Raw genomic sequence first — 14,553 nt, 5'->3', positions numbered from 1 at the left:
TTGAATAGATCATCTCTCTTACGTTTATGAGCCTTGTTATGTCACAGCTTTTATCTGCTATCCCTCTCAACTCTTTATCTGGAGTCGGCGCTAAAGTCGCAGAGAAACTAGAGAAGGTTGGGCTTAACAATGTACAAGACCTGCTATTTCACCTGCCTTTGCGCTACGAAGATCGAACGCGTATCTATCCAATCGTAAAACTTCATGCTGGTTTATGGGCAGCAGTGCAAGGCAAGGTAATGCACGTCGATACCATTTTCGGTAAACGTAAGATGCTCGCAGTAAAGATCAGTGATGGTAATGGCACTATTACACTGCGTTTTTTCAACTTCACTGCAGGCATGAAGAATAACTTTGCCGAAGGCAAACAAGTGCATGCTTATGGTGAGATCAAGCGCGGTAATATGGGGCTTGAGATCGTCCACCCTGACTACAAATTCTTTGCGCCGAGGCAACAGCCAGACGTTGAAGCCAATCTGACTCCGGTGTACCCAACCACCGAAGGGCTAAGACAAGTCACGCTGCGTAATCTTACCGATCAAGCCTTAGAGCTAATCGACAAGGCCGCAGTTAACGAGCTTCTCCCATCAGGTTTATACGACCACCAAATTACCCTCGCACAAGCACTGCATACCATTCACAGGCCGCCCCCGGGCATTGACCTAGAGCTGTTTGATGAAGGCAAGCACCCTGCGCAACTGCGCCTAATTATGGAAGAGTTACTGGCTCAAAACCTGTCTATGTTGTCTGTTCGTAGCAAAGGGCAGCAAGACAAGGCAATGCCTTTTCCTCCAGTAAACACCCTTAAAGATAAGCTACTGGCTCAGCTGCCGTTTTCACCAACCAATGCCCAAGCACGAGTGACCAAAGAGATCGAAGCTGACTTGGAAAAGCCGCATCCTATGATGCGTTTAGTGCAAGGTGATGTGGGCTCTGGTAAAACCTTAGTCGCCGCACTGGCAGCCGTTCGCGCACTCGAATATGGTCAGCAAGTAGCACTTATGGCACCCACTGAACTACTCGCAGAACAACACGCGATTAACTTTGCCAACTGGTTTGAGGCAATGGGTATTCAAGTTGGATGGCTAGCAGGTAAGCTCAAAGGCAAAGCTCGTGAAACTGAACTAACACGTATTGCCAGTGGCGAAGCGCAAATGGTGGTCGGTACTCATGCCCTGTTCCAAGAGCATGTCGAGTTCAAAAACCTTGGTTTAGTGATCATTGATGAGCAACACCGATTTGGTGTCCACCAGCGATTAGAGCTACGTGAGAAAGGCGCAAAGCAAGGCTACTACCCACATCAGTTGGTCATGACCGCTACCCCAATCCCACGAACGTTAGCAATGACGGCCTATGCCGACCTCGAAACTTCGATTATTGATGAACTGCCACCGGGACGAACCCCAATTCAAACCGTGGCAATTCCTGATACCAAGCGCGATGACATTGTTGAACGTGTGAAAAATGCGTGTCTCAATGAAGGCAAACAAGCCTACTGGGTATGTACGCTGATTGATGAATCGGAAGTACTGGAAGCTCAAGCTGCAGCTGATACAGCAGAAGAGCTACAACGCAAACTGCCTGACGTAAAAATTGGTTTAGTCCATGGCCGTATGAAACCCGCCGAGAAACAAGCGGTGATGCGAGAGTTCAAAGAGAACAAGCTGCATCTATTGGTTGCGACAACCGTGATTGAAGTTGGTGTGGATGTTCCGAATTCGAGCTTAATGATCATCGAGAACCCAGAACGTCTTGGCCTAGCGCAACTGCACCAACTGCGTGGCCGTGTCGGCCGAGGTTCGGTCGCAAGTCATTGTGTATTGTTGTATCACTCTCCGCTGTCTAAAACCGCTCAGAAACGCCTAGGTGTGCTACGTGAAAGTAACGATGGCTTTGTGATTGCACAGCGCGACTTAGAAATCCGTGGCCCCGGTGAATTGCTCGGTACCAAACAAACTGGCTTGGCTGATTTCAAGATCGCTGATCTAATTCGTGACCAACGTTTGATACCTGAAGTGCAGCGTATTGCGCGTCATATTCACGATAGCTACCCAGACAATGCTAAGGCGATCATCAACCGTTGGTTGGGTGAACGCGATGTTTACTCTAAGGCGTAGTTAACACTAAGGCATAGTTAACACTGAGACCGTATTCAAACGTAAAAAAGGCTTCCTCAAGGAAGCCTTTTTAGTGTGCGTTACTTTCATCAAGCAAGAGCGAGATTCCCTATTCGCTCGTTCCTCACGATAGGGAATGACGATCAAAGTAAACTTTCATCATCAAAGTCCATGGTTAGCAATTCGTCATCCTCGGAGAGGGAAGAATGACCGAGTCGGGGATCTCTTAACCGTTCCCCGAACCGAACTTATCGTCATCAAACGGACCGATGATAACTAGGGCTTAACCGGGAAACTGATCTGCGCTTTTAAGCCACCTTCACTGCGGTTATTGACCACAACAGCACCTTGATGCTGGCTAACGATACGTTTCACAATTGCTAAGCCCAAGCCCGTTCCTTCGCTACCACGAGCCGTGTCACCACGCGTGAAAGGTTCAAACAGCTTTCCGATCTGGTCTTGTGGAATACCCGGCCCGTTATCTTCTACCGTCACCCAAGCAAGCTTGTTATCCGCCGTCATACCAGTTGATACCTTGACCCAACCATTACCGTAACGCAGCGCATTCACCACCAAGTTGCTCACAGCACGCTTCATTGCGATCGGGTTGCCCAACGCAGGTTTCATGGTTTCTGGAATATCGGTTTCAATCTGGACCTCATAGCCACCTTCAGAGCTAGAGACTTCTCGCGCAATATCATCGACAAACACCGCTTGGAATGAGTCTCTGTCAACAGGCTTTAGGTAATCCATGAACTGACTGATGATCTCGTTACACTCTTCGGTATCACTGATGATGCCTTCCGCCAAATAGCTGTCTTCTGGCGACATCATCTCGGTTGCTAAGCGAATACGCGTTAACGGAGTACGTAAATCATGGCTGATACCCGCCATCAACAAGGCGCGGTCTTCTTCTAGCTCTTGGATGCCTTTCGACATCTGGTTAAAGGCTCGAGTTACCGAGCGAATCTCTTGTGCGCCTTGAACTGGCAATGGCGGTGGAATATCACCTCGCCCGACACCTTGCGCCGCTTTCTCTAGCGCTATCAACGGACGGTTTTGCAATCGGATAAACAACCAACCACCTGCGACAATCAACAGCGCCATGATCAGACTGTTACGAAACAGTGGTGCAAAATCCTCTTCTTGCAGCTCTGATAACGGAATACGAATTAAAGAGTTGGGTAACTGCGCAATGTCCATCCAAAGCACATAGCTCTCTTTACCCAAGATCAGCCGCACTTCAGTTTCAGAACCCAGCTCCTTGGTCATCTCCTCACTCATCAGGTCGATTGCGACCGCATGGTAATACTCACCCGCCGCTTCGCTGTCCTTGGCGTGAACGGTTACCCCGAGCTGTTCAAGCACACGCTGACGCAATGGCGCATCGATCTCGATATCACTGCCTTGGTCCAATACCAGGTTTAGCTCGTGAGCCAAAATCTTATTAAACTGCTGCAAACTTGGCATCAACGCATAGTTAAACACCGCGTAATAAGAAAAAATTTGGCTAGCGACCAATAGCGTTAAGAAAAGCACTATCGACTGAGTAAAGGAGCTACGTATACGCATGGGGTACCCGAGATGTAGAAAGATAAAGAAAGTGTTATATGACTATAACTCTAAACCATTGTGCTGAATAGAAAACGGGCCATCGCATATTAATGAGATGACCCGTAAGATTCACAGAATCGATAAAGCTACTGTAGAGCTTATTAAGCTGAATTACACAGCTTTGCCATCTGGAACGAATACATAACCCAAGCCCCACACCGTTTGGATGTAGCGAGGTTTGCTTGGATCTTCTTCAACTAGACGACGCAGACGTGAAATCTGAACATCGATAGAACGTTCCATTGCTGAATACTCACGGCCACGAGCCATGTTCATCAGCTTATCGCGAGACATTGGCTCACGAGCATTCGTTACCAAGGACTTAAGAACCGCAAATTCACCCGAAGTAAGCGGCATTGGCTCTTCACCGCGGAACATTTCGCGAGTACCTAAGTTCAAGCGGAACTCACCAAACTCAACCACAGACTCTTCTGTGCTTGGTGCACCCGGTGCTTCAATGACTTGGCGACGCAGTACAGCTTTAATACGAGCAAGCAGTTCACGTGGATTAAATGGTTTTGGCAGGTAATCATCAGCACCCACTTCCAAGCCCACAATGCGATCCACTTCATCACCCTTTGCAGTAAGCATCAGGATTGGTAGCGAGTTGTTTGCGTTTCGTAGACGACGACAGATCGATAGACCATCTTCGCCCGGCAACATTAAATCCAATACCATCAAGTGAAAATTTTCACGGGTTAACAGGCGGTCCATCTGCTCACTGTTTGCCACGCTACGCACTTGAAAGCCCTGCTCTGACAGATAGCGTTCTAACAGTGCACGTAAACGAGCATCGTCATCGACCACTAAAATTTTGTAGTTTTCTTGCATGTAATGGTTCCACCTATTAAAGCTTAAACCTAAGGTTAAGCATTCTTGGTAAATTGTATATTGGTATAAGACATTAAAAATGTAACATTATTGGAGAAAAAGTCGCCTAAATAATTGTTAACGTATGTTGCCTTTCTATATATTCTATCTTAGATCATCATTTCATTAAGTCAGATTTATGAAAACCAAACTTATCACCCGAGAAGGTTATAACAAACTCAAAGCAGAACATGACCACTTATGGCACGAGAAGCGTCCAGAGATCACCAAAATAGTCACTTGGGCTGCAAGCCTAGGAGATCGTTCAGAAAACGCAGATTACACCTTCAATAAGCGTTTGCTTCGTCAGATTGATCGCCGAGTGCGTTTCTTAAGAAAGTTCCTACCTGATGTCACGATCGTGGATTACTCACCTCAACAAGAAGGTAAGGTCTTTTTCGGTGCTTGGGTCGAAATTGAGAATGATGATGGGGAAATTAAGAAGTTTCGAATTGTCGGCCCAGAAGAGATCTACGGCGATGCTAAAGGCTATATATCTATCGACTCACCAATGGCTAGAGCTCTGCTCAAGAAAGAAGTGGATGATGAGTTTACGGTAAAAACACCAGAAGGCGACAAAGAGTGGTTCATTAACTCAATTTGCTACGCAGACAACGAATAACCAAACCTAATAAACACCTAGCGATGAGCTGAGTGTTCAAGCAAACCCAAACTCCAGATAAAAGAAAACCCCGCAAGGCTTTCGCCTAGCGGGGTTAAGTCTCTATCGCAGCAATCCGGCTACTGTTTATCTCTTCGAGATAAGGTGCTCCCTGCATCTTTCCTTGATAGTGGCTAAATCCTTTAACCAATTTCCTTTTTGTTCATCGCCATCCTAGCGGTGTCCATTCTAGCCTGTCATCCTGACTGGCGAATCTCATCCAGAGATTATCACTTCCTTGCTGACCACTCATCCTAAGTAATCAAATCTTCATCCTGAAGATACCTAGTCCATTAGGCTTTTTCCTGTTCCTGCCAACTCCCTGTCGACAAGTTAAATATTACGGCAAATGGCCGTGTTTCCTAGATAGTCTTAAAAAACATTTCAGGTGAGAAATACGCCCACAAACACACAATCAAATAAAATCAGCAACTTAATGTAACATCAAGACGATTTCATCGGTCTAAAGCGACTTAGTCTCACATCACTTGTAAGAGATCTCGCACAAAGCGGGTATCAGAAACGGAAATTCGACTTCTGACAGGATAATTACACAGCCAAAGCTAGAAAAAGCGTACGCTCACCCCCATGTATTTGTCATGATATTAAATAAGAGATTCATCGGATGAGCCAAGCTATCTGTCGACTGATCGCTGAAGAACTGAATGTCCGTTCTGAGCAAGTCACTGCCGCAGTAAACCTAATTGACGACGGTAACACCGTTCCCTTTATTGCCCGCTACCGTAAAGAAGTTACGGGTGGCTTAGACGATACCCAACTACGTAACCTTGATAGCCGCCTTTCATACCTTCGCGAGCTAGACGATCGTCGCCAAACAATTCTTAAGTCGATTCAAGACCAAGGAAAACTCACGCCAGAACTCGAGCGTGATATCACTCAAGCAGACAGCAAGACTCGCCTAGAAGATTTATACCTGCCATACAAACCAAAGCGCCGTACTAAAGGCCAGATCGCGATTGAAGCGGGCTTAGAACCACTTGCCGACACACTGTGGAATGAACCACAGCACGATCCGGAAACGGAAGCCGCTAACTTCATCAGCAGCGATAAAGGCATTGCCGATACCAAAGCTGCACTCGATGGCGCACGCGCGATCATCATGGAGCGCATTGCGGAAGACGCAAACCTGCTTGAAAAGATTCGCCAACACCTAAATCGTAATGCAGAGCTTGGTGCTCGTGTTGTGGCTGGCAAAGAGAACGAAGGTGAGAAGTTCAAAGACTACTTCGAGCATAACGAAGCTCTGAGCAAAGTACCGTCTCACCGTGCACTTGCCATGTTACGTGGCCGCAATGAAGGCTTCCTAACACTGGCAATGAACGCAGACCCAGAGCAAGAAGAAGGTGTACGTGGTTCTTACTGCGAAAACATCATCTCTGATCACTACGGTATTACCTTAAGCAGCGCACCTGCGGATGCATGGCGTAAGCAAGTGATTAGCTGGGCATGGCGCATCAAGGTTTCTATGCACATGGAAACAGAATTGATGGGTGCGATGAAAGAGCGTGCTGAGATCGAAGCGATTGAAGTATTCGCAACCAACCTAAAAGACCTACTCATGGCAGCGCCAGCTGGCCCTCGAGCAACCTTAGGCTTGGACCCGGGTTTACGTACCGGTTCGAAAATCGCTGTCGTGGATTCAACCGGTAAGGTTCTCGCGACAGAAACGATTTACCCTCACCCACCTCAAAAGCAATACGACAAATCGGCACACGTGGTTGAGCAGATGGTTCGTCAGTTCAATGTCGACCTGATTGCGATTGGTAACGGCACGGCTTCACGCGAAACCGACAGCTTCGTGGCTGATGTGATTAAGCGTGGCAACCTAAAAGCGCAAAAAATTATAGTTAGCGAAGCAGGTGCATCGGTGTACTCAGCATCTGAGTTAGCGGCAAAAGAATTCCCGAACATGGACGTATCGATCCGTGGTGCGGTGTCTATCGCGCGTCGTCTGCAAGATCCATTGGCAGAGCTGGTGAAGATTGACCCTAAATCGATCGGTGTGGGCCAATACCAACACGATGTGAGCCAAACTATGCTCGCTAAGCGTCTAGATGCGATTGTCGAAGACTGTGTAAACGCCGTAGGCGTTGATGTGAATACTGCGTCTGCCGCACTGCTAACTCGCGTAGCGGGCCTTTCTAGCACCATCGCTCAAAACATCGTGGATTTCCGTGATGAGAATGGTCGCTTCGAAGCACGTACTACGCTGAAGAAAGTCGCTCGCTTGGGGCCAAAAGCCTTTGAACAGTGTGCTGGTTTCCTACGAATTATGGACGGCAAGAACCCTCTCGATGCATCATCGGTTCACCCAGAAGCTTACCCTGTGGTGAAAAGCATCGCTGAGAAAAACCACAAAGACATCAAATCTCTGGTGGGTAACACAGACTTCCTGCGTGGCCTGCATGCAATTGATTACACCAATGAAAACTTTGGTGTACCGACGGTGACTGACATCATCAAAGAGCTGGACAAGCCGGGCCGTGACCCTCGCCCAGAGTTCAAGACTGCTACCTTCGCCGACGGTGTAAACAGCGTTTCAGACTTAGAGCCGGGCATGATTCTAGAAGGTGTGGTATCAAACGTGGCTAACTTCGGTGCCTTCGTCGATATTGGCGTTCATCAAGATGGTTTAGTGCACATTTCAGCGCTTACCGATCGCTTTGTCTCTGATCCACGTGAAGTGGTTAAAGCGGGTGACATCGTGAAAGTGAAAGTGATGGAAGTGGATGTTCAGCGTAAACGTATTGCACTCAGCATGCGTATGAAAGACGAGCCGGGACAAGACAACCGAGCTCAACGTTCAAGTGCACCTCGCACGCAAAGCCGCCCGAATCAACACTCGCAAGGTGGACAACGCCGTCGTGAAGAGCCACAACAAAATAGCGCAATGGGCGGTGCATTCGCAGCTGCTTTTGCTAAAGCGAAAAAGTAATCCGTTAGCTCACCTAAAAAACGGATTAGCTTAAAAACAGAAAACCTGCATCCCTTAGGGTATGCAGGTTTTTTTATTATGTGTTCAAAAAAGACATCGAAGCTTGGTTGACTCGTAAACTTTTGATTTATAAGACCACCAACATCTCTGATGGAGCATGAGGCGCAACAGCATGACCATAATGATACTTTATGACCTTACGTCGTTTCTCCATCTGTCCTTCCTGAATCGCCGCATCTAAAACATGCTTTGGCAGGCGGAAACGCATGGTATAACCTTTGCCTTGATCAGCACTGTATGTTTTCAGTGCCAATAAGCTGAACAGCCGATCAAAAGGGTCTTGTGGCTCTTCTTGGCTAACCGAATTGGCCTCTGACTCGTTCTCCATTTCATAACCTGGATGGTCTGAAGGATCCCAAGCCGACTGCTGCCTTCGTTTATCGTCTGATTTTACCTTACGCTCTGCATTGGTTCTCGCCAATGCTACTGCGGGAGCAATAGGTTCTCGGACTCTATTATCACGCGCAACTTGCTCTGTTTGCACATTAACGGACGGGGCGATTAGTGGCACACTCACTGCAGTTGCAGGTGACACAATCATCGCGAACTCTCCTCAAGAATCGCCCATCGTTTTTGCTATAACGCTGTTGTACTGTGAGTCAGCACAACAGGCATAGCCCAACTTACCGCAATCAGCTCAGGAGAGAGTTAGGTCTGAGTATCAAGCAACACGTTGGTGTTATACCAATCGTAGTAAATAACTGATCATCCTAGCTTGTTAAAATGCTCGATAACGGCGTTAAATTTTTTGATTGTAGAATAACTACTTATCGAAACTACTTGTCAAAAAAAAGCTGCCTTGTTCTCAAGCCTTTTACCTACGCTATTTTTGAACACTTACTTACTGTGATTGGTATTAGCTTATATATCGACCAAGCCGGATATATATTTAGCAATTATTTTTGTGCGAAGCTGACAAGCTCACTGCAAAAGGCATCCGCTTCGGTCATAAACGGTGCATGCGAAGACTGGGTAAATATGTATTGCTCGGTATGAGGCAAGGCTGTGCCTAAGTCTTTCGCAACCTTGATTGGCACCAATCCATCTAATCGACCATACAAGCGTAGCATTGGTACTGAAATCTCAGGCAGTTGTTCACGCAGATCGACATCCGACAGCATCTTTAATCCTGCCAATAATGAGTCAGGGTTCGGCAACGGGCGAGACAGCACCGCTTGTTTGAGCTGTTTTACATCTTGTCTTGCTGAAGGGCTGCCCATGGCTTGCAATGCCATAAAGCGTTCGATGGTGGTTTGGAAATCTTCAACCAGCTGTTCGGTGAATGCGTTTAATACGTTTGGCTGAATGCCTCGCCATAACACGGGCTCTTTTGCGGCCGCGAATTTAGGAGAACTGGCGACAGTCACCAGCTTGCTCACGTAATCTGAGTGATGGAGAGCCATGTGCGTTGCGACCAAGCCACCAAGTGACCAACCCACCCAAATCGCTTGCTTTGGTGCTTCGGCCAAAAGCTGCTGAGCAATATCTTCAAGATCTTGAGCGTGACAGTGCGCGCTGTGTCCATACCCTGGTAAATCGACAACATGCACTCGAAAATCAGCTTCTAATGCATTAACGGTTTGTTGCCATACCGCACCGTTCATTCCCCAACCGTGAACCAGAACTAAATCAGGCCCTTGTCCAGAAACATGCCAATATAACGCGTCACTCATTCTCAATATTCCCTACTTTTTCCATCAGCGATAATCCGCGCTTTTCAGTATGGTGAGCAAAAGGAACACCATAACCCAAAAGCATCACGAGCTATGTTATCTGATTGGCTACAAAAACACACACCACGTCTGGTCACACCTCAATGCCACCTGTGCAAACTTGATAAACTGCCCAGTGATACACATCCTCGATGGTGCAATTCTTGTCTCAAACTCTTTCAGCCAGTACCACGCTGCCAACGATGTGGTTTAAAAACACTGCTCACAGTAGAGCAGTGCGGACAGTGCTTATCTCAACCTCCACCTTGGCATCGTCTCTATTGCGTTGGGGACTACACCTTTCCGACAGCAGGTTATATTCAGCAAATGAAGTACGCTGATAAGTTTTGGTTTGCACGTGATCTATCTAAGCTATTGGCATCACGTATCGAACATCCTGCTCCGCTGATCACCAGCGTACCGCTGCATTGGCGCCGATACACTCATCGCGGCTTTAATCAAAGTCAGCTGCTAGCCAACTACACGGCTCAAGAGCTTGGCGTTGAAAGTGATGTGCTCTTTCGTCGAATTCGCTCAACGGCTTCCCAGCAAGGGCTGACTAAATCCGCACGATTACACAATCTAAAGAGCGCTTTTGCGCTGCTAAAACAAGACGTTCAAGGAACTATCCCCTCTCACGTCGCGATAATTGATGATGTTGTAACCACCGGCAGTACTGTGTATCAATTATGCCAATTACTACTTGAAGTGGGCGTTAAAAGGATTGATATTTACTGCATCTGCCGCACTCCTGAGCCCTCTGGATAAAAGCTGTGAATCACTACTTGTACAGCAATCCAACAAAAAAGGGCTGAATTACAAATCTGACAGGAGTAGAATGGCGCTAATAACCTACAAATCTACTCAGGTATTCGTCGTGTCAAATATTACTATTACAGAAACAGCTCAAACTCATTTTGCCAATCTGCTGTCACAGCAGCCTGAAGGTACAAACATTCGTGTGTTCGTGGTAAACCCAGGCACACAAAACGCTGAGTGTGGTGTTTCTTACTGCCCAACAGATGCTATCGAAGCGTCTGATACAAAGCTTTCTTTCGAAGCATTCTGTGCATACGTAGATGAGCTAAGCCTACCATTCCTAGACGAAGCTGAGATTGACTTCGTGACTGACAAAATGGGCTCTCAACTAACGCTTAAAGCACCAAACGCTAAAATGCGTAAAGTATCTGATGATGCACCACTTGTAGAGCGCGTTGAATACGCAATCCAAACACAAGTTAACCCACAGCTTGCTGGTCACGGTGGTCACGTTAGCTTGGTGGAAATCACTGAAGACGGTGCTGCTATCGTAGCATTCGGCGGTGGTTGTAACGGTTGTTCTATGGTTGATGTGACTCTAAAAGAAGGCATCGAGAAAGAACTTCTTCAACAATTCGAAGGTGAACTGACCGCTGTTCGTGATGCAACTGAGCACGATCGTGGTGAGCACTCTTACTACTAATTACTCAGTTAGTATGAATCACTGATTAAAAGGTTGATGCGCAAGCATCAACCTTTTTTGTTTTAGGGCTAAGCAGATATGCTCTTGTATTCCTGAACGAAATAACCAGAATTCTCGGTTGGTTACCACCTTGAGTAAGGTATTCAAGTGATCGCAATCGGTTCCTGCTCTAATAATTCTAGGATATGAAAACTCGGATCTAGGAACTCAACGTCATTTCCCCTATATTAGAATGACTTTATAAGAAAGAATTCCAATGAGCTAAGGAGCGAGCGCAATGACAAAAAGGACCAAGCCAGAGATTTTGGCTCAGCAAACTGTCGCTCAATCAAAACTATTCTCTATCGAGTCTCTCGATTTACGCTTTTCAAACGGCGAACAGCGCACTTACGAACGCATGAAGCCTAGTGGCCGCAACGCAGTAATGATGGTTCCGATTACTGAACAAGGCGACATTCTATTGGTGCGTGAATACGCAGCGGGCACAGAACGCTATGAACTGGGCTTTCCGAAAGGGCTTATCGATCCAGGTGAGCAGCCAAACGAAGCCGCCGTTCGCGAACTCAAAGAAGAGATAGGCTTCGGTGCCAACAAGCTTATTCCGCTGAAGGAAGTGATCCTTGCACCCTCTTACTTCTCTAGCAAAATGACGTTGTTTATTGCAGAAGACCTCTACCCAGACAAGCTAGAAGGTGATGAGCCAGAGCCACTCGATATTGTGCGCTGGCCACTTGCTCAAGCCGAAGAACTGTTAACACATCTCGATTTCTGTGAGGCTCGGAGTATTACAGCCCTGCTTTTAAGCCTTCGTGTATTAAACAATAACTAGAACATTCAGGCTCGCTCTAAGAGTAAGAGAACATTTATGCCAATAACAAAAGATTTGTCTCACCTCCTACCCTCTGTCATTGAGATTGCTCGCTCTGCTGGTCAACTCATCTTAGAGATATACGAGAAAAAGGATTACGAAGAGTTCATTAAGAGTGATGACACTCCAGTAACCAGTGCCGATCTTGCAGCACATAAGCTGATATTAAAAAAACTCAGTGAATTGACGCCTGATATTCCCGTATTATCCGAAGAAGACGCCGACATCAGCCTAGAGCAACGCTCTCAATGGGATCGCTACTGGTTGGTTGACCCACTCGATGGTACCCAGGAGTTCATCGCACGAAGTGGTGATTTCGCGACAATTATCGCCCTAATCGAGCATAACAAGCCAGTGATGGGCGTGGTATACGCACCCGTTTCAGGTGTGAGCTATTACGCTTACAGTGGCAAAGGCGCTTGGAAGATCCCAGACCTTAATGACAGCGTGAAAATCAAAACGCATCGTCACGAGCTGCCAAACCAGTCAATCGCCATGGCGATCAGCCGTCGCCAGGACATCAATCGCATCACTAGCCGTATGAGCTCAGCATGGAATTATGATTTGGTTCCTCTAGGCTCAGCAGCGCTTAAGGCATGTTTAGTAGCAGAAGGTGCTGTGGATTGTTATCTGCGCCTTGGACCAACCGGAGAGTGGGATACCGCCGCAACCCAGTGCATTGTTGAAGAAGCTGGCGGACGTATCTTAAGTACTCAACTAGAACCACTTTCGTACAATGAAAGAGAAACGCTTGAGAATCCAAACTTCATTGTGCTCGGTGATGCAGATTTACCGTGGGTGGAAATTTTGCAAGGCAAAGACTAGGCGAGTTTGCTCCCTTTAACCGTCAGATATCCTCTAGATTCTCAGAACAAACAAAACGGGCACCTCAGTGAGGTGCCCGTTTTTTATATCTCGTAATTTAGTGACCCTAGCTGTTTAGCTAAAAACGACCTTGATAAGTAAACTGGTACTTACCTTGGCTATCAGGGTTGCCCAACCACTTAAGCTGACTCTGCATTGCTGGCGGGAATTCCGCCCCCGGCTTAAACCATGCCGCCGACGTATAGCGTTGGTTGGGTGTTACGCTCGCTGAAAACTCACTGTCTACCTGATCGCTCTTCTGAGTGCCTTTCGCTGCAATTGTGCTGTCTTCACAGGTTATGTCTGCAATCACAGGGCCAAGGTCTAGCGAGCCAACAGGAGAGTCGACTGCGGCACCAGACCAAGCCAGTGTACCTTCGCCAGATTGACACCAAGGCTGAGCGTGAACCGCATGCTTGATCGTCAGTTCAACTTGTCCACCAATAGAAACCGGTACTGGAATAGCTGGAGCGTATTTCATCACGTTCATAGCAGGCATTGAAGCTACTAAGTTCTCTGCGTACGCGCCGCTCATGCTGTACCCGACACGCCCTTTACCTGATAAGTTCATGTCACTGTTACGACCAAAACGAACCGCCAGTTCTGCTTTGGCTTGAAATAGCTTAGAAAACTGGAAATCCCACTGCACTGAACCGTAATTGATGCGCTGCCACACGATGTTGTTAGCGCTGCCTTGCCAAACGGTGCCCTCCACGCCTTCGATACTCAAGCCGCGCACAGCAGGAGCCTGCTTGAGAGCAAAAGAAGCCGGCAAGTGCAGCAACAAGCTGACCGAGAAAAAGACGATAAAGATGCTACTGAAGAGCAGGCCATACTTAAAAGATAAACCGCGTTTCACATTAACCTCGTTTAAACTGTAGTCGGTTGACGTCAATAACCCCAGGGTTATCAGAGCGATCAATATCCATAAACTCGACCTCAACACCCTGTTTTTCTTTCAGGTATGTAAGCCAGTCAACGAACTTATTAAAAGGCACAGGTTTTACCCACACTTGCAACATCTCGCCACGTGGTTGTACACGTATCAGCTCGATATTAAAGCGACGCATAGAAGCAGGCACAGATTGATTCAAAGGTTGACTCGCACTGATGCCACCGCTGCCTCTTAGCTCAACCACTTCATTGGCTTTATTGGTTACCCAAGCCAGTAGTTGCTTCTCGCTTTGAATGCGGGTCTGCGCAAGTTCAGCTCGCTGACTGAGTGGCTGGATTAGCCCCCAATAAACGACACCGACCACCAATAGAATTGAGCAACCAATCACTAGTCGTTGCTCTCTTTGACTTATTGAAGTCCACCACGCTTGGAGTGGCTCAATCATATTTCTCATCACTGATCTCCTTACGCAGG

At 47.2% G+C, this 14,553-nt stretch carries 13 protein-coding genes; 7 read left to right on the top strand and 6 right to left on the bottom strand.

Annotated elements, in window-relative coordinates; all coding sequences use genetic code 11:
* Window positions 1-38 precede the first annotated feature (38 nt).
* A complete protein-coding gene (gene recG, locus AB4512_RS02240) occupies window positions 39-2,117 on the top strand; it encodes an ATP-dependent DNA helicase RecG (RefSeq protein ID WP_372174269.1) in 2,079 nt (692 codons plus the stop codon).
* A 276-nt stretch (window positions 2,118-2,393) separates the two neighbouring features.
* Here recG and envZ read toward each other — a convergent pair whose 3' ends face one another.
* Window positions 2,394-3,689 (bottom strand): two-component system sensor histidine kinase EnvZ, encoded by a 1,296-nt coding sequence (envZ, locus tag AB4512_RS02235; RefSeq protein WP_017062469.1) that lies wholly within the window; start codon window positions 3,687-3,689, stop codon window positions 2,394-2,396.
* 153 nt (window positions 3,690-3,842) lie between these two features.
* On the bottom strand, window positions 3,843-4,562 hold the full coding sequence (gene ompR / locus AB4512_RS02230; RefSeq protein ID WP_008218409.1) for a two-component system response regulator OmpR: 720 nt from the start codon (window positions 4,560-4,562) through the stop codon (window positions 3,843-3,845).
* Between the two features lie 178 nt (window positions 4,563-4,740).
* On the opposite strand from ompR, the gene greB reads away from it, so the two are divergent.
* Window positions 4,741-5,223 (top strand): transcription elongation factor GreB, encoded by a 483-nt coding sequence (gene greB / locus AB4512_RS02225; protein WP_017063080.1) that lies wholly within the window; start codon window positions 4,741-4,743, stop codon window positions 5,221-5,223.
* A 664-nt stretch (window positions 5,224-5,887) separates the two neighbouring features.
* Window positions 5,888-8,218, top strand: a complete 2,331-nt coding sequence (locus AB4512_RS02220; RefSeq protein ID WP_372174267.1) for a Tex family protein — start codon at window positions 5,888-5,890, stop codon at window positions 8,216-8,218.
* 127 nt (window positions 8,219-8,345) lie between these two features.
* Here AB4512_RS02220 and AB4512_RS02215 read toward each other — a convergent pair whose 3' ends face one another.
* A complete protein-coding gene (locus AB4512_RS02215; protein ID WP_017066129.1) occupies window positions 8,346-8,819 on the bottom strand; it encodes a hypothetical protein in 474 nt (157 codons plus the stop codon).
* 355 nt (window positions 8,820-9,174) lie between these two features.
* Complete coding sequence (gene bioH / locus AB4512_RS02210; protein WP_372174265.1) at window positions 9,175-9,951, bottom strand: pimeloyl-ACP methyl ester esterase BioH; 777 nt, start codon at window positions 9,949-9,951, stop codon at window positions 9,175-9,177.
* A gap of 93 nt (window positions 9,952-10,044) precedes the next feature.
* On the opposite strand from bioH, the gene AB4512_RS02205 reads away from it, so the two are divergent.
* From AB4512_RS02205 to cysQ, 4 genes are all read left to right on the top strand, one after another.
* Window positions 10,045-10,758, top strand: coding sequence for a ComF family protein (locus tag AB4512_RS02205; protein WP_372174263.1), 714 nt, complete (start codon window positions 10,045-10,047; stop codon window positions 10,756-10,758).
* A 109-nt stretch (window positions 10,759-10,867) separates the two neighbouring features.
* Window positions 10,868-11,452, top strand: a complete 585-nt coding sequence (nfuA, locus tag AB4512_RS02200) for a Fe-S biogenesis protein NfuA (protein ID WP_372174261.1) — start codon at window positions 10,868-10,870, stop codon at window positions 11,450-11,452.
* A 277-nt stretch (window positions 11,453-11,729) separates the two neighbouring features.
* Window positions 11,730-12,281, top strand: coding sequence for an ADP compounds hydrolase NudE (gene nudE, locus AB4512_RS02195; RefSeq protein ID WP_372174260.1), 552 nt, complete (start codon window positions 11,730-11,732; stop codon window positions 12,279-12,281).
* A 36-nt stretch (window positions 12,282-12,317) separates the two neighbouring features.
* On the top strand, window positions 12,318-13,145 hold the full coding sequence (gene cysQ, locus AB4512_RS02190; protein ID WP_017062477.1) for a 3'(2'),5'-bisphosphate nucleotidase CysQ: 828 nt from the start codon (window positions 12,318-12,320) through the stop codon (window positions 13,143-13,145).
* A gap of 118 nt (window positions 13,146-13,263) precedes the next feature.
* Here the strand turns inward: cysQ and AB4512_RS02185 are convergent, their stop codons facing one another.
* Entirely contained in the window at window positions 13,264-14,043 is a 780-nt protein-coding gene (locus tag AB4512_RS02185) for a type II secretion system protein N (RefSeq protein ID WP_048607634.1), read from the bottom strand.
* A 1-nt stretch (window position 14,044) separates the two neighbouring features.
* Window positions 14,045-14,533: a type II secretion system protein M gene (locus AB4512_RS02180; RefSeq protein ID WP_019826466.1), complete on the bottom strand. Its 489-nt coding sequence runs from the start codon at window positions 14,531-14,533 to the stop codon at window positions 14,045-14,047.
* Window positions 14,534-14,553: the final 20 nt, after the last annotated feature.

Origin of the sequence: Vibrio sp. 10N.222.52.B7 (genome assembly GCF_041474275.1) — a bacterium.
Classification (GTDB): Bacteria; Pseudomonadota; Gammaproteobacteria; order Enterobacterales; family Vibrionaceae; genus Vibrio; species Vibrio crassostreae_C.
Note: the sequence above shows the minus strand (reverse complement) of the source record. Positions and strands in the feature narration are given on the sequence as shown.